Below are 24045 nucleotides of genomic sequence, written 5' to 3'. Positions count from 1 at the left end.
TCCTTCTCGAACCAGCGATTTGGTGGTCACGTCAGAGCGTCAGGAGCAGGGCGGAGAGGAGGCCCTCTTCCTCGACGCGGGTGAGGAAATCCGGCCAGAGCGGGGACTCGACGACGAGGGCCGCCTGGTGTGCGAAGTCCACTTCGGCGCCGCCGAGCGAGCTCCAGACCGACCGCAGGGCCGCCAGGTCCGCCGCGTCGATCAGGACGGCGTCGCCGAGCTCGCTGTCCGGCTGCTCCAGGAGGATGTGCAGGACCTTGTCGACCGCGCCGACGAGCCGGTCGATGGTGGCGGCGCTGAACAAGGTCGTGTCGTACTGGACGGTGAGGTGCAGCCCGGAGTCCTCCACGAACCGGAAGAGCAGGTCGAAGAGGGCGGTCGCCGGAGGGACCTGCTCCAGGCTTGCGGTGATGCCCGGCAGGGCGTTCAGGTCGAGGGGGAAGTTGTCCACGGTGACCAGCACCTGCACCAGGGGCGACACTCCGGGGACGCGTTCGCCTCCGAACTCGCGGACGATCTCCTGGAACGGCAGCCGCCGGTGTTCCAGGGCCCCGAGCGCGCTCGACGCGACAGATCCGAGGAGCTGTGTGCCGGTGGCCGCCGGATCCACCCGGTAGCGGAAGGGCAGGGTGTCGGCGAAGTAGCCGATGAGGTTCGCCGTTTCCGGGACGTCTCGTCCGGCGACTGCGGAGCCGATCACCAGGTCCTGCTGCTGGGCGAAGCGCGAGAGCACGGCGGCGGTGGCCGTGTGGAACACCATGAACGGGGTGACCCCCCGCGCCCCGGCGAATTCGTGCACGCGCCGGATCGTACGGGCGTCCCAGTCCTTCACCCGGTGGGCGGCGGCCCGGCTGCGGTCCTCGGTGCGCTCCCGGTCGGTGATCAGGGCGATGTTGCCCTGGTAGCCGTCCAGGTAGGTGCGCCAGAAACCGGCTTCCGCGGTGGCGGCCGCGGCCGGCTGCTCCTGCTGCCACAGGGCGTAGTCGCCGTACTGGACGGACAGCTCCGGCAGGCGGGGCTCGCGGCCCTGGCGGCGGGCGAGGTAGACCTCGGTGATCTCACGGATGGCCACGTCGGTGGACCAGCCGTCCGACACCACGTGGTGGCTGCTCCACTGCAGGACGTACTCGGTGGGTGCGAACCGGTACAGGCGGGCCACCACCAGCGGTCCGTGCTCCAGATCGAAGCGCAACCGGCCGGCCTGCTCCCGCACGTAGGCCTTCATCGCCGCCGGCTCGGTCAGGTTCTCCGCCGAGGCGTCCACGACCTCCAGGCGTACCCCGGGCTCCTCGCGCCGACGCTGGTACGGGACGCCCTCGCGGCTGCCGAACCGCACGGAGAGGATGTCGTGGCGTTCCACCAGGGTGTCGACGGCGCCGCGGAGCGCTTCGACGTCGAGGTCGCCGGACAGGTGCAGCAGGGTGGTGTTCTCGTAGGAACGGTCCAGGGGGTCAACCTGGTTCAGGAACCAGAGGCTGGACTGGTTGAGGGCGAGCGGGAACTCCCGCTCCCGGTCCTCGGCGCGCGGGATGCGCGTACCCTCCGCGGCACCGCCCGCAGGAGCCGCGGCGTGTTCCCCGATCTTCGCGGCCAGGGCCCTGGGGGTCGGGTTCTCGAACAGCAGGCGCAGCGGCAGGTCCACGTCGAAGCGGTCGCGCAGCCGCGCCATGACCTGGGTCGCGTGCAGGGAGTGGCCGCCCAGCGCGAAGAAGTTGGACAGCGGGACCGGACGGTGCGCGGTGCGCAGGACCGAGGCCCAGACGTCGATCACCGCGGCCTCGGCCGGCGTCGGGGGCTCGCTGTCGTCCTCGGGGGCCGTATCCGTGTCGGTGACGTCCCATGCCGCGAGGGCCTTGGTGTCCACCTTGCCGTGCGGGGTACGCGGCAGCTCGTCGAGGCGGACCAGGTGGTCGGGTACGGCGTAGCGCGGAAGGAGCCGGGCCAGCTCGTCGCGGAGTTCGAGCGGCGACACCTCCACCCGCAGGAGGGTGTCCCCCGCCGACCGGGAGGCCTCCACCGCCCGCGGGACATAGAACCCGACGAGCTGCTTGCCGTGTTCGCCGTCGGCCCGGACCGTGACGACGCTTTCCTGCAAGGCCTCTACGGAGGCCATGGCGCGCTGGACCTCGCCGAGTTCGACGCGGTGGCCGCGCACCTTGAGCTGGGTGTCGATGCGGCCGAGGAACTCGAAGCCGCCGTCGGCCAGCTGCCGGCCCCGGTCACCGGTGCGGTAGGCGAGGACGTCGGGGGAATCCGCGAAGGGGTCGGGTACGAAAGCGGCGGCGGTGCGCCCGGCGTTGTTGACGTAACCGGCGCCGACGCACAGACCGCCGACGTACAGCTCGCCCGGGGTGCCGACCGGCACCGGCTGGCGGCTGTCGTCGAGGACGTACACCTTGGCGTTCCTGATCGGCCGGCCGACCTGGACCGAGGCGGCGCGCTCGTCGGCGGCGCCGACGAGCTCGTAGTGCGTGCAGTCGTCGGAGACCTCCGTGGCTCCCCACATGTTGAGCAGCCGTACCTCGGGCAGCTGCCTGCGGAAGGCGTTGGCGCACTTGGGGGTGAGGGTCTCACCGCTGGAGACCACCCACCGCAGGGCGAACGGCTCGAACCGTTCGCGCCCGTAGTGGGCCAGCTCCGCACTGAACACGCTCAGCACCGACGGGGAGACCTCCAGCACGGTGATGCCGTCCGCGGCCACCGACCGCAGGAGCCGCGACGGGTCCTGGCTGACGGCGTCCGGGTAGATCACCGCGGTCGCGCCGACGGCGAGCGGCGCGAGCATCTGCCAGACGGAGATGTCGAAGGTGGCTGCGGCGTCCTGGGAGATCCGGTCCCCGGGGCCCATCTCCAGGGTGTCCAGCTTCGCCTGGATGTGGTTGAGCATGCCGTCGTGGCGCAGCAGTGCCCCCTTGGGCTCTCCTGTCGAGCCCGAGGTGAAGATGATGTAGGCGTCGTCGCGGCCGCCCGGTATCGGGCCGGTGTACGGCGCGCAGCCCCGGGCGGACTCCAGCAACCCGGCCAGTTCCAGGACGGGCACCGTGCCGTCCGCGGCGTCCTGCGCGGCCCCGCGGGTGCCGTCGTCGCACAGGAGCAGCTGCGCGCCGCTGCTCTTGAGCATGCTCGCGACGCGCGCCACGGGGCCGGTGGGCAGCGGCAGGTAGACGGCGCCGGTTCGCATGACGGCCAGGGTCGCCGCCAGGTAGTCGACCGTGCGCTCGGCGACCAGTCCCACGACCGTGCCCTGGCGGACACCCAGTTCACCGAGCCGGGTGGCCAGGCGTGCGGCCCGTTCGGCGAGCCGCCGGTAGGTGATGCCGAGTGCGCCGCACTCGGCGGCGATCCGGTCGGGATGGGCGGCGACGGTCTCGTCGAACACCTGGAAGAACCCGTCCGCCGACAGCTCCCGGGCGGGCTCTCCGTACCCGTCGAGCAGCCGGCTCCACTGGTCCTCGCCGAACAGCAGGCGCCGGTCGGGCGCGGAACCCGGATCGGCGGCCAGGTGGGTGAGCGCGTTGCGGTAGACCTCGCCGACCAGGCGCAGCTGCTCATCGGTCATCCGCTGCATGTTGGCCTCGAGGTCGAGGGACAGCAGCTTGGTGAAGGGGTCCTTGTTGAACTCGGTGCGCAGCGTGAAGTGGGTCTGGATGTAGGCCTTGGCGTCCAGGACCTCGAGAGCGGTGGCCGAGGCCAGCTCCTCGTAGCTGTGGAAGTGGGTGTAGTTGAAACTGATGTCCGTCAGTTCGCGTACGTTGAGGTGCCGCTGGAGTTCGGCGTAGGGGAAGCGGCGGACGGGCAGGAGCCGCTGCTCCTTGTCGAACGCGGCGGAGATCAACTCGCTCCAGGTCGGCTGGTCACCGCGCAGCTTGTACGGGACCACGTTGAGGTGGACGCCCATCACGTCGGCGCCGCCCTCCTGCTCGGAGCGGCCGTTGGACTCGACGCCGAGGACGACCTCGCTCTTGCCGGTGAGGAAGGACACGACCCTGGCATGGGCGGCCAGCAGGACGTGCTTGAGGGTCACGTTGTGGTTCCGGGCGATCTCGTCCAGCGTTTCGGACAGCGCGGGGTCGATGTCGACGCTGAGGAAGCCCATGGTCGACTCGTGGCGGTCCTCGGGGCCCTCGACGAGCCGGGGCAGCAGGGTCGGGCTGGTCTCGTCGAGCTCCCGGCTCCAGAAGTCCTTGATCTCCTGGTCGGCGAGCGCCTCCCGTTCCAGGGCGATGTAGTCGGCGTAACGGCGTACGGGCTGCGGGGCGGGGTCCTTGGCGGCGCCGCCGCGCAGGGCCCAGTAGTCCGCGAGGATCTCGGTGATCAGGGAGGACTCGCTCCAGCCGTCCAGCAGGGCGTCGTGGAAGCTCATGGAGAACATGAACTCCTCGTCCGCGAGCTCGTGGACGGTGAACCTCATGAGCGGGGGCTTCGCCCAGTCGTAGCCGGTCTCGCGGTCCGCGAGCTGCCAGGCTTCGAGCGCGGCCTCCTGCTCCGGGGTGGAGAGGTGGCGCAGGTCGTGCGCGGTCACGTGGGTGGCGGCCCGGGCATGGACCAGTTGGAGGGGCTCCGAGTAGCCGTTGAAGTCGAAGCTGGTGCGCAGGATCTCGTGGCGGGCGACGGCCCGGGCCACGGCGCGTTCCATGGCCTGGTGGTCGTAGGCGGCCCGGAGCCGGAACATGAAGATGTCGCAGTACATGTTCACGTCGGTCTCGTAGGCGCTGTGGAACAGCAGGCCGGCCTGGAGGGTGCCCACCGGGTAGGCGTCGACGACGTCCTCGGTCGAGATCCTCGCGCGGTCCTCGGCGCCGATCAGGCTGAAGGGCTCGACGCTCGCCGCGGCCTCCTGTGCCTGCTCGCGTACGGCGACCTCGGCGAGGGCGAGGGGGGTCTGCAGGGCGTAGATGTCGCGGAGTTCGAGGGTCATGCCCTTCTTGAGGGCCTGGGAGCGGAGCCGGAGCGCCAGGATGGAGTCGCCGCCGATGCTGAAGAACGAGTCGTTCTCGGTGACACCGGTGATCCCGAGGATGTTCTCGAAGACCTCGATGATGACGCGGGCGTCGTCGGAGCCCTCCGCGGATCCTGCCGGGGCGGCGGCAGCGGGCTCGCGCAGGCAGTTCGCGGCGGTGGCCTCCGGCAGCGCTTTGCGGTCGACCTTGCCGTTGTGGTTCATGGGTATGCCGTCAACGGGCACTACGAAGGCCGGGATCATGTAGTGCGGGAGGAGCTCGCGCATCGTGGCGAACAGCTCGGCCGCGTCGAAGCCGTCCTCGCGCACGATGTAGGCGACGATCCGCGGACCCGCTTCGGCGGCGCGGTGGTCGCGGGCCCCTCCCCGGACCAGGTCCCGGACGTTGGTGATCCTGGCCGAGACCGCGCGCTCCTTGACGACGGGACCGGCCTGGGCTTGCGGGCGGGTGACGACGACGGCGGCCCGGCTGATGCCGGCGACACGGCCGAGCACCGACTGGATCTCGCCGAGTTCGATGCGGAATCCGCGGATCTTGACCTGGTCGTCGGCGCGCCCCTGGTACTCGTACTCCCCCGTCTCGGTGACCCGGGCGAGGTCACCCGACCGGTAGCCGAGCCCCTGGTGGCCGGGGAGTTCGACGAACCGCTCCCTGGTGAGGTCGGGACGGCCCAGGTATCCGAGGGTCACGCCGGGTCCGGTGACCACGATCTCGCCGACCTCGCCGGCGGGCACCTCTCGGAGGGCGTCGTCGACGAGTACGAAGCCGAGGTCGGGCAGGGGCCGGCCGATCAGGGACCTGCCCTGGGAGAGGTCCGCCTCCCGGACGCGGCGGAAGGAAGCGTGCACCGTCGTCTCGGTGATGCCGTACATGTTGATCAGCTGCGGGGCGTCGTCGCCGTAGCGGCCGACCCAGCGCTTCAGGTCCGAGAAGTGCAGCGCCTCGCCGCCGAAGACCACCCGGCGCAGCGACAGCCGGTCCGCGTGCCCGGCGTCCTCGACGGCGAGCTGGTTGAACGCGGTGGGGGTCTGGCTGAGCATGGTGACGCGCTCGCGCTTCAGCAGCTCCCGGAAGGCCCTCGGGTCCTTCGCCACGTCCTGTTCCACGACGACCACACAACCGCCGTACAGCAGGGCGCCCCACATCTCCCAGACGGAGAAGTCGAAGGCGAACGAGTGGAACAGGGACCACACGTCCTCCGGACCGAAGCCGAAGAGGTCTTCGGTGGCGGAGAACAGCCGCAGTACGTTGCCGTGGGAGACCTGGACGCCCTTGGGCCGGCCGGTGGTACCCGAGGTGAAGATGATGTACGCCCGGGTGTCGGCCCCGACCTCGGCCGCCGGGAGCTCCTGCCCGGGGGCGGGCAGCGCGTCGTCCACCAGCACCACCGGAACCCCTTCGGGAAGCGAGTCGGCCAGGGCCCGGGAGGTGATGACCACGGACGGGTCGGCGTCGCCGAGGATCAGCTCCAGCCGGGCCCCGGGCGTCGACGGGTCCAGTGGCACGTAGGACGACCCCGTGCGCAGCGCCGCAAGGGCGGCCGCCACCATGTCCACGGACCGCTCCAGCAGGACGCCCACCGGGCGGGACGGGTCGTCGGTGGTCCGGTTGACGGCGGCCGCCAGGACGTTCACCCGGTCGTCGAGCTGCCGGTAGGTGAGGGTCCGTGCGCCGCAGCGCACGGCGTCACGTGTGGGGAAGGCGCGCACCGCGTCCGCGAATCCGTCCACGAGGTTGCCCACGCCCGCAAGCGATCCCGCCGGCACGTCATGTTCCTGCATCGTTCAACTCCTGATGGTGTGCTTGTTCAGCGGGAAAGGGCGGTCAGCTCGTCCAGGCTCGTCCGGAATTCCCGGGCGACGCTCGCGGCCACGGACTCGTCGACGAGGTCCGTCTGGTACACGAGGCGGAAGACCAGGCGGTCCTCGTGTCGGGTGCCGTAGAGGCTGAGGGCGAATGCCGCGTCACGGGGCGGTATGTCGACGGCACTGACGTCGATGTCGCCGAGCGTCTGGCGGCAGCCGCTGGAGGGGAGGGAGAAGCCTTCCTCCAGGCTGGTGTCGGTGGACTGCTGGAAGGTCAGCGTGGCCTGGAAGAGGGGGTTCTGCCCGTGCCGCTCCGGCTGGAGCGCCTTCACCAGCCGCGCGAAGGGCAGGTCGGAGCAGTCCAGGGCCTGCCGGAGTTCGCCCCATGTGCGGTCTTCTAGGGTGTCGAGCCCCTCGCCGTCCCGGAAGTCGCCCTGGAGCGGCATCATGTTGACGAGGTAGCCCACGGTGCCGGCGAACCGCCAGTCCGTCCGGCCGTGGTGGGGGACTCCGATGACGATCTGCTTCTCGCCGACGACCCGGTACAGGGCGTGCAGGTAGGCGGCGGCGAGCGTGACGAACGGGGTGCGGCCGCGGGCCTGGCTCCTGGCGTCGACGCGACGGGTGGTTTCGGCGTCGATGTCGAGGTCGATGGTGGCGGCCGGGTTGCGGCCGGAGCTGCCGCTGGTCTTCTTCGGGAACAGCAGGTGGTTGCGCAGGGGCCGCCAGCGCTCGGTCTGTGCGTTCAGACGTCCTTCGGAGGCATCGGCCCGCTCGCGCTGGGCGTGGACCCAGTCGAGGGGGGTGGGGACTGGGTGCTCGGAGGAGGTCTCCGAGCCTTCCAGCCGGATCCCCGGGAGGCCTCGGAGGATGTCGGCGAACACCGCACGCAGGGACCAGTGGTCGACGACGGCGTGGTGGCAGACGAGGAGCAGCACCGTTGACCCGTCGGTGATCGCGGCGGCGCCGCGGACGAGGGGGCCGTCCGTCAGGGAGAAGGGCCGGTGGGCCACCGTGTCGAGATAGTCCTCGACGGCCGCGTGCTCACCGGCGGGGAACTCCCGCCACTCCCAGTCGAGGTCGGGTTCTTCACGTACCACCTGGGTGCCGGTGCCGGGGTCGCCGAGGACCGTGCGCAGCGCGGGGTGGCGGGCGATGACCGAGGCCAGGGCGGAGCGCAGCTGCTCCGGCTCGTAGGCCCGGGACAGCCGTACCGCGATGGGCAGGTTGTTGGACGTGTCCTCGGGCAGCAGGAGGGAGGAGAATTGCATGTGGACCTGGCTGTCGGCGGCGGGGCCCTCAGCGGCGTTCCGGGGGGCGGCAGCGGCCGTGGGGGCCGGGGCGTGGGCGGTCAGCTCCGCGATGGCTCGGGCCACCTCGTCCAGTGACCGGTCCCCGTAGAAGAGGCGGCTGTCGACCGGCCGCTCCAGGAGGCGTTCCAGCGAGGCCTTCAGGGCGGTGAGCTTGAGTGAGTCGAGGCCCAGTGCGGCCAGGGGCTGGGCGAAGTCGTCCTCGCCCGGCGTGCCTCCCCATCGTTCGGCGAGCATCGACCGCAGGGCTGCGCTCACGACCTCGAGGCGCCGGCCGGGCTCCAGGAGGTGCAGGGAGGCCATGTCGGTCGGCGCCTCCCGGGGGGCGGTGGCGTCCGGTTCGGATCCGGCCGTCCGGCTGATCACGCGGAGCTTGCCGGCGAGGTACCGTGCCCGGGTCTCGGCGCGGCGGATCTTGCCGCTGGAGGTCTTGGGGATGGAGCCGGGGTAGACGAAGACGACGTCGGCGAGGTGGAGGTCGCACTCGGTGCCCACGGCCCGGATCACGTCCCGCCCGGCGGCGGCGAAGGCCTGCGGGTCGTCGCGCAGGAGCGTGACGGCGGTCCGCTTCACCTCGGCCACCAGGATGACCCGCGGTTCCTCGGCGACCGGTTGGAACGCGGCGGCGCACCCCTTGCGCAGGTGCGTGGTGGCCTGCGATCCGACGGTCTCGATGTCGTGCGGGTAGAAGTTGCGGCCCGCGATGATGAGGAGGTCCTTCATCCGTCCCACGGGGTAGAGCTCACCGTCGTGGAGGGCTCCGAGGTCGCCGGTGCGCAGGAAGAGCCCCGGGTGTCCCTCGATGCGGGCGTGGAAGGTCCGCTCCGTGGCCTGGTCTTCGCCCCAGTAGCCCTGGGCGACGCCGTTGCTGCGTACGCAGATCTCTCCGACGCGGCCGTCGGGGACGGCGCGGCCGTCGGTGTCGCGGATGACGACCTCGGTGCGCAGGGCGGGCCGTCCGGAGGACACGACGGACACGCTGTCGTCGGCGACCGCCCCGGCTTCGGCCGGCTCCAGCCGGCCCTGTTCCAGCGCCCGCCGTCCGAAGGTCCCGGCCCGGTACCCGGCCGCCGGCTCGGCGCCCGAGACGAACAGGGTGGCCTCGGCGAGGCCGTAGCAGGGGTAGACCGCGCGGGCGTCGAAGCCGTGCTCGCGGTAGACGGAGGTGAAGGCGCGCAGGGTGTTTTCGACGATGGGTTCGGCGCCGTTGAAGGCGATGCGCCAGTTGCGCAGGTCGACTCCCGCGAGGCGCTCGGAGTCGTACCGGTCGACGAGGAGCTGGTAGGCGAAGTTGGGGCCACCGGAGCAGGTGGCGCCGAATTCGGCGACGGCCAGGGGCCAGATCATCGGGTCGTAGATGAAGGCGAAGGTGTTGAGCAGGACGGACTTCAGGCCCATGTAGAGCGGGAGGAGCGCCGCGCCGATCAGGCCCATGTCGTGGTAGAGGGGCAGCCAGCTCACGATGACGTCGCCCTCGCGGACGCCGAAGCCGTCGGCTATCGCCTCCTCGTTCTCGGCGAGGTTGCGGTGGCTGACCATCACTCCCTTGGGCGCGCCGGTGGAGCCGGAGGTGTACTGGAGGAAGGCCAGTTCCTCACCGTCCGTGGCCACGGGCCGGTACGCCTGCCGGTCGGTGGCCGACAGGTCCTCGATGGTGTGGACCCGCAGGCCTTCGGGGCCTTCGGGCCGGGGCAGGTCGGCGAGGTGCTCCGCCAGTTCCCGTGTGGTCAGGGCGTGGGTGGGCCGGCAGCTGCGGACCACTGCCTCGATGCGGTCGATCTTGGCGCCGGGGCGGGGCAGGTAGAGGGGGACGGCGACGACGCCGGCGTACAGGCAGCCGAGGAAGGCGACGAGGTAGTCGTGGCCGGGCGGGAAGAGGAGCAGGACTCGTTCGCCGCGGGCTGCGGTGGCCTGGAGGGCCGCGGCCACTTTGAGGGCCGAGGTCTCCAGTCCCCGGTAGGTGACGTGCTGTTCCACCTTCAGCTCGGCGCCGACGAAGGTGAAGGCGACCTCGTCGGGCCGGTGCGCGGCCCAGTGGGAGAGGGCGGCGGGGATCGAGGCGAACCTCGGTTCGGCCGGGGTGCCGGTGTGGGTGCCGGTCGGCATGTCAGACCTCCTCGATGGGGCGGCCAGAGGTACGCGGGCCGTTTTCCAGCACGCGTCCGATGATGGACAGGGCCTCGGTGACGTCGCCGTCGTCCAGTCCCCGGTGCAGTACGGCCCGCAGCCGGCCGTGGCCGAGCTCGGCGATGGCCAGGCCTTCCTCGTGCGCGGCGGCGGCGAAGGTCTGCCAGGTGTGGCGCGGGTCGGTGACGCGGAACATGACGATGTTGGTGTGCACGTCCTCGGGGGCGACCTCGATGCCGTCCAGCTTGGCGAGACCCTCGGCCAGCACGGTGGCCCTGCGGTGGTCCTCGGCGAGTCCGGCCGCGTTCTCGATGGCCAGGATCCCGGCGGCGGCGATGGTGCCGACCTGCCGCATCCCGCCACCCAGCATCTTGCGCAGGCGGCGTACCTTCCCGATGAACCCGGCGGTGCCCACGACCATGGAGCCGATGGGGGCGCTGAGGCCCTTGGAGAGGCAGAACTGTACGGAGTCGGCGTACCGGGCGATCTCGGAGACGGGGATGCCCGAGCCGACGGCCGCGTTGAAGATCCGGGCTCCGTCCATGTGGACGGGGACTCGGCGTTCGTCGGCGAAGTGCCGTACCTCGCGCAGGTAGTCCAGCGGGAGGATGGCGCCGCCGCAGCGGTTGTGGGTGTTCTCCAGGCAGATCAGTGCGGGCAGGGCGAACTGGGGGTCCTCGGGGTCGTCCGGGAATCCGGCTGCCAGGTCCGACAGGAGCAGCCGCCCGTCCGGCTGGGTGCGGATCGGCTCGTAGACGATGCCGCCGCAGACGGCGGCGCCGCCGGCCTCGTAGATGTAGATGTCGGTCTCGTCGCCTACCAGTACTTTGGAGCCCCGGGGCGCGTGGGCCATGATCGATGCCAGGTTCGCCATGGTGCCGCTGGGCATGAAGCAGGCGGCCTCTTTCCCAAGGGTGGCGGCGGCGAGCTCCTCAAGCCGGTTGGCCGTCGGGTCCTCGCCGTAGACGTCGTCGCCGAGTGGCGCTTCGGTCATCGCGCGGAGCATGTCCTGCGTCGGCAGCGTGAAGGTGTCGCTGCGGAGCTCGATCACTGGGTGGGCCTTTCGGGCTCTCGGGCATCGCCGAGAGCGACGTCGATCTGGTGGAGGGCTTCGACGCAGGCCTTCGTGACCTGGTCGTGGGTGTCGCCTCGGGCGATGACGAACCCGAGCCGGTCGTAGGAGTTGCGGGCCGGACGCGCGGGCGACCCCGGCCGGGCGGTGATCACCACGTCGTGCACGCCCGGGACCCGGCGGGCCTCGGGGACACCGTCGATCCGGGCGACCTCGCCCTCTTCGGTGGCGAGCAGGAAGCGGATACCCGCGTACCCGTCGGTCTGCGCGGAGAGTCGGGGCGCGTGTCCGCCGGCGGCGCGCAGTTGCTCGTCGAGCAGGCTGGTGCCGGTGGCCATCCGGATCAGCTCGGGGATCATGCCCCCGGCCAGCCGGGGGTTGATTTCGATGATCTTGGGGCCGGTCGCGTCGAGCCGGATCTCGGTGTGGGTGGGACCGAGCCCCATGCCGACGGCTTCCACCGCGCGGCGGGCCGCGTCCTGGAGGGCGGCCTCGTCGGAGGGGGACAGCTCGGCGGGGAAGACGTGCTGGTACTCCACGAAGTAGGGGGCGCCGGTCACGTACTTCCGGGTGATGCCGACACAGGTGGTCCGCCCCTGCCAGGTGAAGAGTTCGACGCTGAATTCGGGTGCGTCGATGTACTCCTCGACCAGGGCGGTACGCGCGGTGGGCATGCCCCGCACATTGACGTGGATCGCGAGGATCGTCTCGACGTGCGCGCGGACCTCTTCGGGGGTCGTGCACAGCAGGACGTTGTTCGAGCCTGAGTCGTCGGCGGGCTTCACCACGCAGGGCAGTCCGATCGCGGCGACGGCGTCCGCGGTCTCGCCCGCGTCCGTCAGCACCGCGAACTTCGGCTGCCCCACGCCCGCTTCCCGCAGCCGGCCCCGCAGGAGGGCCTTGTTGCGGCAGGTGGCGACGGAATCCACCCGGTTCCCGGGCAGGCCGAGCCAGGTGGTCAGGTCCGCCACCGTGGGGACGTAGAAGTCGCTGGTGGTGGTGATGCCGGCCAGTTCCTCGCGGCGGAACCGCTCCACCAGGGTGGCCCGGAGTTCCTGCGGGGAGTTGGTGTCGCAGACGAGGACCTCGCTGCCGGTTTCCACCAGGCCCGCGTACCGTTCGGGTGCCCCGGTGAGCAGGACGGGGGTGTAGCCCATCTCCCGTGCGGCGGTGAGGGCGAGCATGCCGGTGCCCGTGGTGTTGGACTCGACGAACACCAGGTGCCGGGCGGGCAGTTCACCGGTGGAGGTGGAGCGGGAGGTGGACCACTCGCCGACCACCTGCCGGGGCGACACGGTGGCCGGCGCCGCGGAGGTGGGCAGCTCGAAGACTCCCTTCTCCCGCCAGTGGTCGTCGCTGTACACGGAGTCGACGTAGCGGTCACCGCGGTCGGGGAAGATGCCGACCACGCGCGACCCTGCGGGGAGGGTGGCCGCCAGGTGACCGAGGACGCGGTAGACCGAGCCCGAGGTGTTGCCGGCGAAGATCTGCTGTTCCCTGGCGAGGGCACGGGCGGACTCGAAGGCCTCCCGGTCGTTGAGCCAGTGCACCTCGTCGATGCTCCGGCGGTCCAGGTTCTTGGGCAGGAGGCTGTTGCCCAGGCCGCTCTGGAGACGGGTGGGCCGGTCCGGCTGGCCGAACAGCATGCTGCCGACGGCATCGACGCCGACGACCTTGAGACCGGGCACCGTCTCCCGCAGTGCCCGCGCCGTACCGCACAGCGAACCGCCGCTGCCCACCGCGCCGACCAGGACGTCGAGGGACCCGAGGTCGCCGAGGATCTCGCCCGCGAGGGTGCGGTAGGCGCCGGGGTTGTCGGGGTTGCTGTACTGCTGCGGCCAGAACGCGCCGGGCAGGGTGCTCATCAGCCGCTCAAGCTCTTCGAGCCGGGCGCTCTGCCAGCCGTGGCTGGTCATGGCCCGGACCACGCGGACGTCACAGTCGAGGGCACGGAGTTTGGCGAGGGTGAGGGGGTCGATGCGGGGATCGGTGACGATGTGCACGGGGTGTCCCAGGGCCCTGCCCACGAGGGCGACGCCCAGGGCCATGGTGCCCGAGGAACTCTCGATGACCGGGGCGCCCTCGGCCAGGGCGCCCGTACGGCGTGCCTCGAGGATGATGTTGCGCGCGACCCGGTCCTTCATGGCGAAGGGGTTCTGCAGCTCGAGCTTGGCGTAGACCTCCACGTCGCGGGCGCCGTCCAGCCGTAAACGTACGAGCGGGGTGTGGCCTATCGCCTCGACCATGCCGTTGAAGAGCATCACAGGATTCCTGACAGAGCGGCGGACTTGAACGTGCGGGCCTCGGCGCCCGGTCCCGCGAAGCCGAGGGAGCGGTACTGCTGGACGGTGCCCGGCAGATGGCGGCACTGATCGGTGATGTGGGCCACGCGCTCGGCGTGGTCGCTGAGGCCTTCGGGGAAGACGATTCCGAGGGTCGTCCCGCTGTGGGCCTGGACGAGACCGAGCCCGTCGACCTCATCGCAGAGCCTGAGCAGCTGCCCGAAGTCCTCGCGCGGCAGGAACTTCAGATTCATCTCGGCGCTACGGGTGGCGACTTCGGCGACGGCCTTGATGTCCTGGGCCTTCACCGCGTCGCCGAGGGTGTCCAGCAGAGCGTCGTACTCGTGCTTCTCCGCGAGGGTGAAGACCTTCTTCTTGCGGTGGAACTGGAGGGTGTCCACCATTCCGCCGAGGTCGTGAGCGACGATAGAGAGCGACGGAAGGTACCCGAGCCGTTCGCGCAGCCGCACCTCGCGGTGGTAGAACGCCACGATGTCCGGGTACATGACGCCGTCGGACGGTTCGATGCCCCGAATGAAGCTCTCGATCTCGGTGTGGGTGAACCGGCGCCCGAAGGCGTCGCCCACCGCACGGGCGGTCGCGACCAGGTCGGCCGACGAGCTGGCCAGGCCCTTGCCTTCGGGCAGGGTGCTCGTCAGCTCCAGCCTGCCGCCGAAGTCATGGCCCAGGTACCGGATGATGCGCTTCGCGATGACCCGGGACCTTTGTTTCCTGGCGGGGTGGACGACGATCTCCTGCGAGGTCGTGTCCGGCCAGAACTCGGCCACCGAGGCCAGGGTGATCGGGAAGGTGACGAGGAAGTCGAGGTCGTTCTCGTGCAGGACCCCTTGCAGCAGCTCACCGAACGTCCCGTTGGCGGTACCGATCCCCGACCCCGAGCCGAGCGGTGAGCATTCGGCATCGCCTTCAGGTCGTACAACGGCCGTCGTCATGCGCGAACGCCTCCTTTGCTGTCTTGCAGGCCTGTCTCCCCTGCGGATGTGGTGCTCGCAGCCGACGTGCGGTCCAGGGACGCGAGGGCCGAGGCGACGGCCTGCCCACGGTCCTCCCACTTGGCCGCCAGACCGTCCAGGCCGGCTTCGGCAGCGTCCAGGAGCTCACTCACGGCTTCCGGGTGTACCGAACCGGGAGAGCACTTGCGCAGCAGGCTCTGGTCCACGTCGAACGCTTCGGCAAGCGCCCGATCCGGCTGCCGGAGCACCACTCCGTACTCCTCGGCGATCCGCCGCAGCAACTCGGGGTCGGCCGTGCGCGGGGGGATGCCGCCCTCGATGGCGGCGACGATGTACCGGCCGGCGATCACCTGGGCCCTACGCCATGCCACGCCCTCCCGCAACGTGAGGAAGTTGGCGAGACTGAAGCCGCCGAGGAACTCGCCCTCGCACGCCGCACGCATCCGGTCCTCGCGGAATTCGATCCGGCCGAGGACCGTGCGGAAGAGACGGAGGATCGAGCGGGCGGTCTCGAAGGAAGCCAGCAGCTGGGCGCCCGCCTCCTTCGAGACCTCCACGGAGTTCGAGTAAGGCGTGTTGCGCTGCCCGAGCGTCATGTCCAAAAAGCCGGAGGTCAGATGCGCGGTCTTGCCACGGATCCGCTCCAGGACCGGAAAGTTCTTCTTCTGCGGCATTGCGGAGGAGATCCCGGACAGTTCATCGGGCAGGTCGATGAAGCCGTACGCGCCGCCACCCCAGTTCATCAGATCAGTGGTGAAACGACTAAGGACCGTTCCGAGAAGGGAGAGCTCGGCGGCCAGTTCCATCGTCCAGTCCCGTGAGGCCACCGAAGCCAGGGCGCTCGGCCGGACGGCCCGAAAGCCCAGCAGCCGCGCCATGCGGTCCCGGTCCCAGCCGATCTCCTGACCCGCCATGGCACCGGCTCCCAGCGGACACAGATCGATCCCGTCGTACGTGCCGAGGAGGCGCTGCAGGCTGTGCACCACCTGCTCGGCCACGGCGGCGAAGTAGAAACCGGGAGTGATGACCTGGGCCGCCTGGAGATGGGTGTACCCGGGCATCGGCATGCGCGAGGTGCGACGAGCCAGGTCGATGGCCGCACGAGCGAACCGGATCAGCTCATCGGCGGTCTCCAGCGCCTGCTTCTTGCCGAACATCAGCTGCGCGCATGCCTGGAAGTCGTTCCGGCTGCGGTCCACGTGCCATGCCGGCACGGAAGAAGGCAAGCGCTGATCGATCTGCTGCTCGATGGCGAAGGCGATGTCGGACATGTTCCGGTCGGGCTGCGCGGCGATCGATTCCGTACCGATGTCGAGCAGGGCGGCGCCGATCGCCGCGGCCTCCTCCTCGGAGATGAGTTCCATGCGCCGGTACTCGAGCGCGAAGACCTTCTCGATGGCCAGGTACCAGCGCAGCAAGTGCGCGGCCTCGTAACGGAACTGCGGTACGAGCACCTCTTCGTCGAGTACCTCGCTCGGCCCTTGTGTGACACGCCCGCTGACAGGCGTGCTCACACCCTGTCGACCACTCATTTCCGTCCTCCTACAGGTATCACCGCGCCACGATGGGGTCACGTCCGCCGGTGGGCCACCCAGCACCCCCGGCCGACGGGGATCGCCCTTCAGACCTGCCGGTGCGGAGTCCTCGCGCCGTCCGTCTCCCCCGGCGGCTTTGTCCTTTCCCGCGCCTTGTCCGTAGCGAATCGGCGTTCACGGGAGCTCGTTGGCGACATTAGAAACCGGGTGTGCGGTTTGTCAACGCAACAATCGGCCTCCCCCGGACAGCACGTACCCTCGTGACACACGGCACCGTCCGCCCCCTCCCAGGCCATGCACCGAAAGGCGCCGTCCCGCCTGTTGCCGAGCGGCGACGCCCGAGGCGACTTCGCGCGCGCCGGATGTAGAGAGATCAAGTCGCGCCCAGGCGCGCTCAAGTGAAAATCCACCATCAAACCAGACCACCTGGTCTGTGTGTCGAGGTCACCGCACGGGGCGCACTCCTCGCGCGGAGCCACCTCCCGCAGCCGTCCGCGCAGCGGATCGCGATGGGGCGGACCGCCCGTGGGACGGCGCGCGCGGCCCGAGTGGTGAACGCGGACGGCTGCTCGCGCGGTCCCCGGGGGCCGGACAGGGACTGACCGACACCTCCGTTCCTTCACCCTCACCAACCTCGGCGCGCTGTCTCCCGCACACCTGACCTACACACCACTGCCCGAGGGACCCGGCGCGGTCCCCGCCCGCCAGCCGCGCGAGGCCACCGGCCCGGAGGCCCGCGCCGGCCTTTCTGCTCATCGGCCTGCCCGCCGGCGCCTGGGTGGACCAGCTGCCCCTGCGGCCCGTGCTGGCCGCCGACGACCTCGGCCGCGCCGCCCTGCTCCTCTCGATCCCCGTCACGGCCTGGCTGGGAGCGCTGACCCTCTCTCAGCTCTACGCCGTGGCGCTCGGGATGTCGTAGTGCACGGTCTTCTTCGACGTGGCCGCACAGAGCGCACTCCCGCGGCTGGTCGGCGGCGCGCGGCTGGTGCAGGCCAACGTCAAGCTGGAGGCCACCTGCAACATCACGCAGGTCGGCGGCCCCGGCCCGGCCGGAGCACTGGTGGGCAGCCTGAACTCGCTCGCCGGGCCGCGGCGTTGGCCACGGCCGCGCCGCCGTCGTCGCCCCTGTGCGCCACGGCGGGCAGGCGCAATTCGTACGGATCCCACTGCCGGCCCGGACCGACTCCTCATTGGACGCCGCCCGCATCTGGGCACTGCAACATTTAAACCAGCCGCTCTCCCTACACGACGTCGCCGGTCAGGCCAAGGTCAGTGTGCGGACCCTGACCCGCGCTTCACGACCGAGACTGGTGTGACCCCCTTCCAATGGCTGCTCCAGCAGCGGCTACTGCGGGCCCGGGAACTGCTGGAGACCACCGATCTCACCGTTGACCACGTGGGCCGCCGCAGCGGCCTCGGCTCTGGCGAGTCGCTCCGCCAGCACCTGAGCCGTCAGATCGGCATGACCCCGGCCGCCTACCGAGGCGCCTTCACTCACCGCCCGAGCGTGAAGACCGGGCAGTGACGGTACGTGACCGGCCCGGGCATGGCATTTCATAGGTGGTCGCTCGCGCATTTGTATCGGGCGGGTATCAGGGAACGCTTCATTACCCATCGAACCGGTCGGTGAGCACGGCCCCGCGGAGGGAGGCCCCGAGCCGACGCGCCGTGTGCCCGGCTCCTGCCGGAGCCGTTCACCCCACCTGGCCTGGCGGTTTACGGGTGAAAGGGGTCGTGAGGGCGCGATGCGGATCCGCCGTGTGACGCGGTTACCGGGTCCGGTGTCTGCCTTATCGTTCCTTTCAGGTCGCCGGTCGCGCGTTCAGTGCGTACAGGACCGATGCCTCACCTGAACCGTCCGAACTGTCTGAGCAGGAGTGATCCTCCCGATGTCCTCGTCCGCCCCGGCTCCGGCCTCTTCGCGCCCTGTCCGCGTGTTGCTGGTGGAGGACGACGACTTGATGCGCCGGTCCTTCACCGTCGCCTTGGAGCGCTACGGCTACGAGATGGCGGCTGCGGCCGACGGTCTCGCGGGCCTTGAGCTCTTCCGTGACGAGAGCTTCGACCTGCTGATTCTGGACGTGATGCTGCCCGGTCTGGACGGGATCGGTCTGTGCCGCAGAATCCGGGAGACCAGCCTGGTGCCCGTCTTGATGATGTCCGCTCGCGGCGACGGGCTCGACGTCGTCGCCGGTCTGGAGGCCGGAGCGGACGACTATGTGGTCAAGCCGGTGGAGACCGGAGTGCTCGTGGCCCGCATCCGGTCGCTGCTGCGGCGGGCGACCTACGCACCACCCGCACCGGAACCCGGAGGAGCCAGGGCCGACGAGCTGCCACCGGCTGAGGAAGAGGTTCTGGTCTTCGGGGACCTGACCATCGATACCGGCGGGCTGGAGGTGTCCGTCTCGGGAAGCCCAGTGGCGCTGACCCCGACCGAGCTGAAGCTGCTCCTCGAGTTCGCCGCCCACCCGGGAATCGTCCTGGACCGGCACACCCTGCTGCGGAACGTGTGGGAGTACGGCTGGGACGGCGACAGCCGGGTCGTGGACCTGTGTGTGCAGCGGCTGCGCCGGAAGGTGGGCCGGGACCGGATCGAAACGGTCCGCGGCTTCGGCTACAAGCTCAGGCGCTGAGGCCGGTGCATCCGTTCCACCGGCTGCGGCCGGCCCGCGCGTCCCTGCGCTGGAAGATCGCAGGGCTGGCCGCGGCCACGGCCTGCCTGGTCGCGGCGGCAGTGGGCGTGCTCGTGCACATGTGGACCGCGCAGGACATCCGCGACCGGGCCGCAGCACAGGCCACCAACAGCGTGTACACGGCCATGGACACCTACCGGCGCACCGGAACCCTCACCGACGGTGCCGAGCTCGATCCGGCCGGCCTTCCCGCCGCACTGCGGCACCCGGCCGACAGCAATCGGCACACGGCCTACGACGGGCGCGTCAACGGGAATGTGGGCCCGAGCATCTGGGGCGCCCAGCGGGTCGACGGTCCGGGGAACCGGGTGCTGGCCGTCCGGGTCAACATGAGCTCCGAGCTCCACACGCTGCGCCGGCTCGACGCGGTCATGGTGGCGGCCTCGCTGATCGCCCTCGCGGCGGCCGTACCCCTGGCGGTCTACGGCGCCGGGCTGCTGGGGCGTCGGCTGCGGCAGGTCTCCGAGACCGCGGTCCGGCTCTCCGCCGGGGACCTGGATGCCCGCACCGGGCACACCAAGGGCCGTGACGAGGTGGCGGACATCGCCGCCACCGTCGACCTCATGGCGGACAGCCTCAGCCGACGTCTGCGCAGCGAGCGGCAGTTCACCGCGGACGTCGCCCACGAGCTGCGTACCCCCGTCGGCGGTCTGCTGGCCGCCGTCGACCTGCTGCCGCCCGGTGAGACGGAGGAACGGCTCCGGGCCCGGGTGCGCGACCTGCGCGGCCTGGTCGAGGACCTCCTGGAGATCTCCCGGCTCGACGCCGGAGCCGAACAGCCGGTCCGCGCCCGTGTCCCGCTCGGCGCGGTCGTGTCCGAGGCCGTGACGCGCACCGGCCTCGACACCGAGGCCACCGTCGCCGACGCACCGAGCGCAGAGGCCGCGCAGACCGTGGAGACCGACCCGCGCCGACTCGAGCGGATCGTCAGCAACCTCGTCGTCAACGCCCACCGGCACGGGGCCACCCCGGTACAGGTCACCGTCGAGGGCCGTACCGTCGTCGTCCGTGACCACGGCCCCGGCTTCCCCCCGGACCTGCTGCGCGACGGCCCGCGCCGCTTCCACACGGGCGCGACGGAGCGCGGCTCGGGCCACGGCCTGGGCCTGACCATCGCCCTTGGCCAGGCCCGGCTCCTCGGCGCCGAACTGCGCCTGGACAACGCCCCGGACGGCGGTGCCGTCGCCACCCTGCGCCTGCCGGCCTGACCTCCCGGTCCCTGGCACACGACCGATACGAAAGGGAGCCTCGGGCGGCAACGTCGCCCGGCTCCTCGCTCGCCGGAGTGCCGGTTCCGAGGCGGACGGGGGCGAGGCGCACACCACCGACCGGCTCCTCGGCCAGGCGTCGTCCGGCTGAAGACCGGCACCAGCACCCCGGCGGGCGCAACGTGCCGTGGGCCGCGTACGCCGACGTGCACGGCACCCGGCGGCTGGTCCCTGGCGCCGTCTGGCGCAGCGCAGCGCGCACTCCCCGGTACGAGCCGGGCCACGGTCCGCCCCTCGACCCCCAACCCCCCGACGAATGGTCCAAGGCCGTTCGGCGTATGCCGGTGGATGGCCTCGCAGTGCCTCGGCCCTCCCTCGCCGCCACCGAACGAGCCGTGGCAAGCGGATACGGTGAACTACGCCGCCACTCCCCCTCAGGCTTCGAGGCCCACCGGACTCGTGGCCTCCGCGGGCCGCGGACATTCGCCCCCTCGCCGTACGGGTCGCCTCGCTGCTACAGAACCGATACGCGGCTAAGCGGACCCCGGTACCCGGCGACCCACACCCCCGATACGTTCCCCGGACACCCTTCGAAGTGCACCTTCCGCACGCGAAGAGGAGTCCCCTGTGACCGCCCACTCAGTTGCCACGCACGAGCTGCGTACGACGACCGGCATCGCGGCCGCCACCACCGGCCTGTCCAAGGTCTACGGCAGCGGCGACACCCGTGTCGTCGCCCTGGACCGGGTCAGCATCGCCTTCCGGGAGGGCGAGTTCACCGCGATCATGGGTCCGTCGGGCTGCGGCAAGTCCACCCTGATGCACTGCGCCGCCGGGCTCGACTCGCCCAGCTCCGGCTCGGTGCGCGTCGGCACCACCGAACTGAGCACGCTGGGCGACCGGCAGCTCACCGCGCTGCGCCGCGACCGGATCGGCTTCATCTTCCAGGCGTTCAACCTGCTGCCGACGCTGAACGCCCTGGAGAACATCACGCTGCCGCTGACCATCGCCGGTCGTCGCCCCGACCAGCAGTGGCTGGACCGCGTGGTCTCCATGGTCGGCCTCTCCCAGCGCCTCGGCCACCGGCCCGCGCAGCTGTCCGGCGGGCAGCAGCAGCGCGTAGCGGTCGCCCGTGCCCTGGCCTCTCGGCCCGCGATCATCTTCGGCGACGAGCCCACCGGCAACCTCGACTCCCGCGCCGGAGCCGAGGTCCTCGGCTTCCTGCGCGACTCGGTGCGCGAACTGGGCCAGACCGTGGTCATGGTCACCCACGACCCGGTCGCCGCCGGCTACGCGGACCGCGTGGTCTTCCTCGCCGACGGCCGCCCGGTCGACGAGATGGCACAGCCCACCCCGGAACGGGTCCTGGACCGGATGAAGGAATTCGACACCCGCTCGCGCACCAGCTGACGACCAGCCCGTGCACCGGCACCGCCCCAGCCAGCCGCTCGCCTCCGTCGAGCCCGCCTCCCAGGATCCGCTCCCCATGTTCCGTACCGCCCTGCGCAACGTGTCCGCGCACAAGACCCGCCTGCTGATGACCGCATTCGCGGTCATGCTCGGCGTCACCTTCATCACCGGCAGCCTCGTCTACGGCGACAGCCTGAGCCAGGCCACCGCCGCCGAGGCGACCGACGGCTACGCGCGCATCGCCGTCAACGTCTCCGCCGATGCCGACTCCGCGAACGGCGGCCGACCGGGCGACCTCGACGCCCGCACCGCGACCTCGCTGGCCGAGCTCCCCGGCGTCGCCGCCGCCGCCGGCCGGGTCGACGGCTTCGCCGCCGTAGCCGACCGCGACGGCAAGCCCCTCGGCAACGGCAAGGACGCCCAGGGCGGCAACTTCGCCCCGGCGGCGGACGGCAAGGACCCCGCGTACCACTTCACCAAGGGTTCCGGCCCGACCGGCAACGACACGGTCGCCCTCGACGCGGCCACCGCCGCCAAGGGCGGCTACCGCGTCGGTGACACCGTGCGCGTCGGCACGGACAAGGGCGCCGCCTCCTACACCCTCAGCGGCATCTTCCGCACCGACGGGACCAAGCTCCCCACCGGGGGCAGCCTGACGCTGTTCGCCGGCGCCACCTCCCAGCAGCTCTTCCTCGAACCCGGCCGCTACCAGAACATCGAACTCACGGCCACGCCCGGCACCGACGTGACGCAGCTCCTCAGCCGCGTCGAATCGGTGCTGCCCAAGGGCACCAGCGCGGTCACCGGGGTCCGGCTCGCCCAGATCAAGGCGAACCTCGCCACCAGCGGCACCACCACCATGCGCCAGATCCTGGTCGGTTTCGCCGCGGTCGCCCTGTTCGTCGCCACCTTCCTCATCTCCAACACCTTCACCATGCTGGTCGCCCGGCGCACCAGGGAGCTGGCCCTGATGCGGGCCGTCGGAGCCACCCGCCAGCAGGTGCGGCGCATCCTGCTCACCGAGTCCCTCCTCGTCGGCGCGACCGCCTCCGCGGCCGGTCTGGCCGTCGGCACCGGGGTCGCCGCCCTGCTCCAGACCCTCTTCGCCGACGCCCCGGCCGCGCCGCTCGTCCTCACCCCGACCACCGTGATCAGCTCCGTGCTGGCCGGCATCCTCCTGCCCATGGTCGCCGCATGGCTCCCGATCCGCCGGGCCATGGCCATCCCGCCCGTCGCCGCGCTCAGCGCCGCCGAGCACACGGCCCCCGCACGCCCCGGCTCCCTGCGTACCGGCCTCGGGGCCGCACTGGTGCTCACCGGCACCGCCGCCGTCGTGTACGGAGCCCTCACCACCGGGAAGGACGCCCGGACCGTCATCGGCCTCGGCGCGGCCATCGCGCTGACCGGGACGATCGGCCTCATACCGCTGCTGTCCCGGCCGGTCGTCAGCCTGTTCCGGCCGCTGCTGACCCGCCTGGCCCCGGTGCACGGCGACCTCGCCGTCCGTAACGCCGTGCGCGACCCGCGCCGCACCGGCGCCACCGCTGCCGCGCTCGCCATCGCCCTCACCCTCGCCTCGGGCCTGTCCGTCCTGGGGGCCTCGGCCACCCGGTACCTCGACCGCGCGACCACCCACGCCCTCAGCGCCGACTACGTGGTGAAGTCCGTGGGCGGCCGACGGATGGGCCCCGCCACCGCCGCGCCCCTGAAGAGGCTGGCCGGCGCCACGTACAGCCCGCTCAACCAGTCCACCGGATACCGCTTGGGCGGCAGCGAGTCCGTCCTGACCGGCGTCGACCCCGCCACCATCGGCAAACTGCTGCGGTACGACGTGGTCGACGGCTCCCTCGCCAGCCTTGCCGAGGGCCAGATCGCCGTGGCCGATTTCAAGGCCGAGCAGGCGGGCTGGCACATCGGGCAGACCCTGCGCCTGGAGAGGCAGCACGACCAGCGCGGCAACGTCACCATCGGCGCCATCTACCAGGCGGACGAGCAGAGCGACCTGATGCCCAGCATCACCGCACCCGACTCCCTCGTCGCCCGCTACGACTCCACCCCGAGCACCGCCGGGATCCTCGTCGCCACGGACGGCGGACCCAGCCCGGCCGCGCTCGCGGGCGTCACCCACGCCCTTGGCGACAATCCCACACTGAGCGTCCTCGACCAGGCAGCCATCCGCACCCAGGACAGCCGTGGCATCGGCGACCAACTCAATGCCTTTTACGCCCTGTTGAGCATGGCCCTGGTGATCGCCGCTCTCGGCATCGCCAACACCCTCGCCATGTCCGTCCTCGAACGCCGCAAGGAGCTCGGCACGCTGCGCGCCCTCGGTCTGGACCGCGCCGGAGTGACCCGGATGATCCGCCTGGAAGCCCTGCTCCTCGGCGCGCTCGGCGCGACCCTCGGCACGGTCATGGGCGTCTTCCTCGGCTGGGCACTGGGACGCACCCTCCAAGCGAACGTGGCGGGCTACGAGTTGGTCCTGCCCTGGGGCCGCCTCGCCCTCACCATCCTGATCGCCCTGGCAGGCTCGCTGCTCGCCTCGATCTGGCCCGCCCGCAGGGCCGCCCGCGTCGACATCCCCGCCGCGACAGCAGGCCAGTAACCCCCGCCACCCAGCAGACGCGACGTCGGGTCGGCCGCCCCGAAGACCCGGCGGGGCGGCCCC

The 24045-nt window shown here is 71.1% G+C and carries 12 protein-coding genes; 6 read left to right on the top strand and 6 right to left on the bottom strand.

Features of this window, described 5'->3' with window-relative positions:
- Positions 1-31 precede the first annotated feature (31 nt).
- Genes ACWGH1_RS12265 through ACWGH1_RS12240 form a run of 6 tightly spaced genes read right to left on the bottom strand, consistent with a single transcriptional unit; the run spans position 32 to position 15949 of the window.
- Positions 32-6742, bottom strand: coding sequence for an amino acid adenylation domain-containing protein (locus tag ACWGH1_RS12265; RefSeq protein WP_453408661.1), 6711 nt, complete (start codon positions 6740-6742; stop codon positions 32-34).
- A gap of 26 nt (positions 6743-6768) precedes the next feature.
- Positions 6769-10182 carry an AMP-binding protein gene (locus ACWGH1_RS12260; RefSeq protein ID WP_453352157.1) on the bottom strand — a complete coding sequence of 1138 codons (3414 nt, stop codon included), beginning with the start codon at positions 10180-10182 and terminating at the stop codon, positions 6769-6771.
- A 1-nt stretch (position 10183) separates the two neighbouring features.
- Complete coding sequence (locus ACWGH1_RS12255; protein ID WP_453352156.1) at positions 10184-11254, bottom strand: GntG family PLP-dependent aldolase; 1071 nt, start codon at positions 11252-11254, stop codon at positions 10184-10186.
- Positions 11251-13536, bottom strand: coding sequence for a pyridoxal-phosphate dependent enzyme (locus ACWGH1_RS12250; RefSeq protein ID WP_453352155.1), 2286 nt, complete (start codon positions 13534-13536; stop codon positions 11251-11253). The genes ACWGH1_RS12255 and ACWGH1_RS12250 overlap by 4 nt, the downstream gene beginning before the upstream one ends.
- Complete coding sequence (locus ACWGH1_RS12245; protein ID WP_453352154.1) at positions 13536-14510, bottom strand: GHMP family kinase ATP-binding protein; 975 nt, start codon at positions 14508-14510, stop codon at positions 13536-13538. The genes ACWGH1_RS12250 and ACWGH1_RS12245 overlap by 1 nt, the downstream gene beginning before the upstream one ends.
- Positions 14507-15949 carry a lyase family protein gene (locus ACWGH1_RS12240; protein ID WP_453408660.1) on the bottom strand — a complete coding sequence of 481 codons (1443 nt, stop codon included), beginning with the start codon at positions 15947-15949 and terminating at the stop codon, positions 14507-14509. The genes ACWGH1_RS12245 and ACWGH1_RS12240 overlap by 4 nt, the downstream gene beginning before the upstream one ends.
- 895 nt (positions 15950-16844) lie before the next feature.
- On the opposite strand from ACWGH1_RS12240, the gene ACWGH1_RS12235 reads away from it, so the two are divergent.
- The 6 genes from ACWGH1_RS12235 to ACWGH1_RS12210 all read left to right on the top strand — a co-directional run bounded on the left by ACWGH1_RS12235 (position 16845) and on the right by ACWGH1_RS12210 (position 23982).
- The gene (locus ACWGH1_RS12235) at positions 16845-16985 is read left to right on the top strand and encodes a hypothetical protein (RefSeq protein ID WP_453352152.1); all 141 of its coding nucleotides are present in this window, start codon (positions 16845-16847) and stop codon (positions 16983-16985) included.
- Positions 16986-17003: 18 nt separating this feature from the next.
- The gene (locus ACWGH1_RS12230; RefSeq protein WP_453352151.1) at positions 17004-17591 is read left to right on the top strand and encodes a helix-turn-helix domain-containing protein; all 588 of its coding nucleotides are present in this window, start codon (positions 17004-17006) and stop codon (positions 17589-17591) included.
- Positions 17592-17955: 364 nt separating this feature from the next.
- Positions 17956-18699, top strand: a complete 744-nt coding sequence (gene cseB / locus ACWGH1_RS12225) for a two-component system response regulator CseB (protein ID WP_453352150.1) — start codon at positions 17956-17958, stop codon at positions 18697-18699.
- A 5-nt stretch (positions 18700-18704) separates the two neighbouring features.
- Positions 18705-19967 (top strand): sensor histidine kinase, encoded by a 1263-nt coding sequence (locus ACWGH1_RS12220; protein WP_453352149.1) that lies wholly within the window; start codon positions 18705-18707, stop codon positions 19965-19967.
- Positions 19968-20624: 657 nt separating this feature from the next.
- Positions 20625-21377 (top strand): ABC transporter ATP-binding protein, encoded by a 753-nt coding sequence (locus ACWGH1_RS12215; protein WP_453352159.1) that lies wholly within the window; start codon positions 20625-20627, stop codon positions 21375-21377.
- Positions 21378-21387: 10 nt separating this feature from the next.
- Positions 21388-23982: an ABC transporter permease gene (locus ACWGH1_RS12210; RefSeq protein WP_453408659.1), complete on the top strand. Its 2595-nt coding sequence runs from the start codon at positions 21388-21390 to the stop codon at positions 23980-23982.
- Positions 23983-24045 lie beyond the last annotated feature (63 nt).

The sequence above is a fragment of the Streptomyces sp. NPDC054883 genome, assembly GCF_053610645.1.
This window is presented reverse-complemented; position numbering and strand designations above follow the sequence as displayed.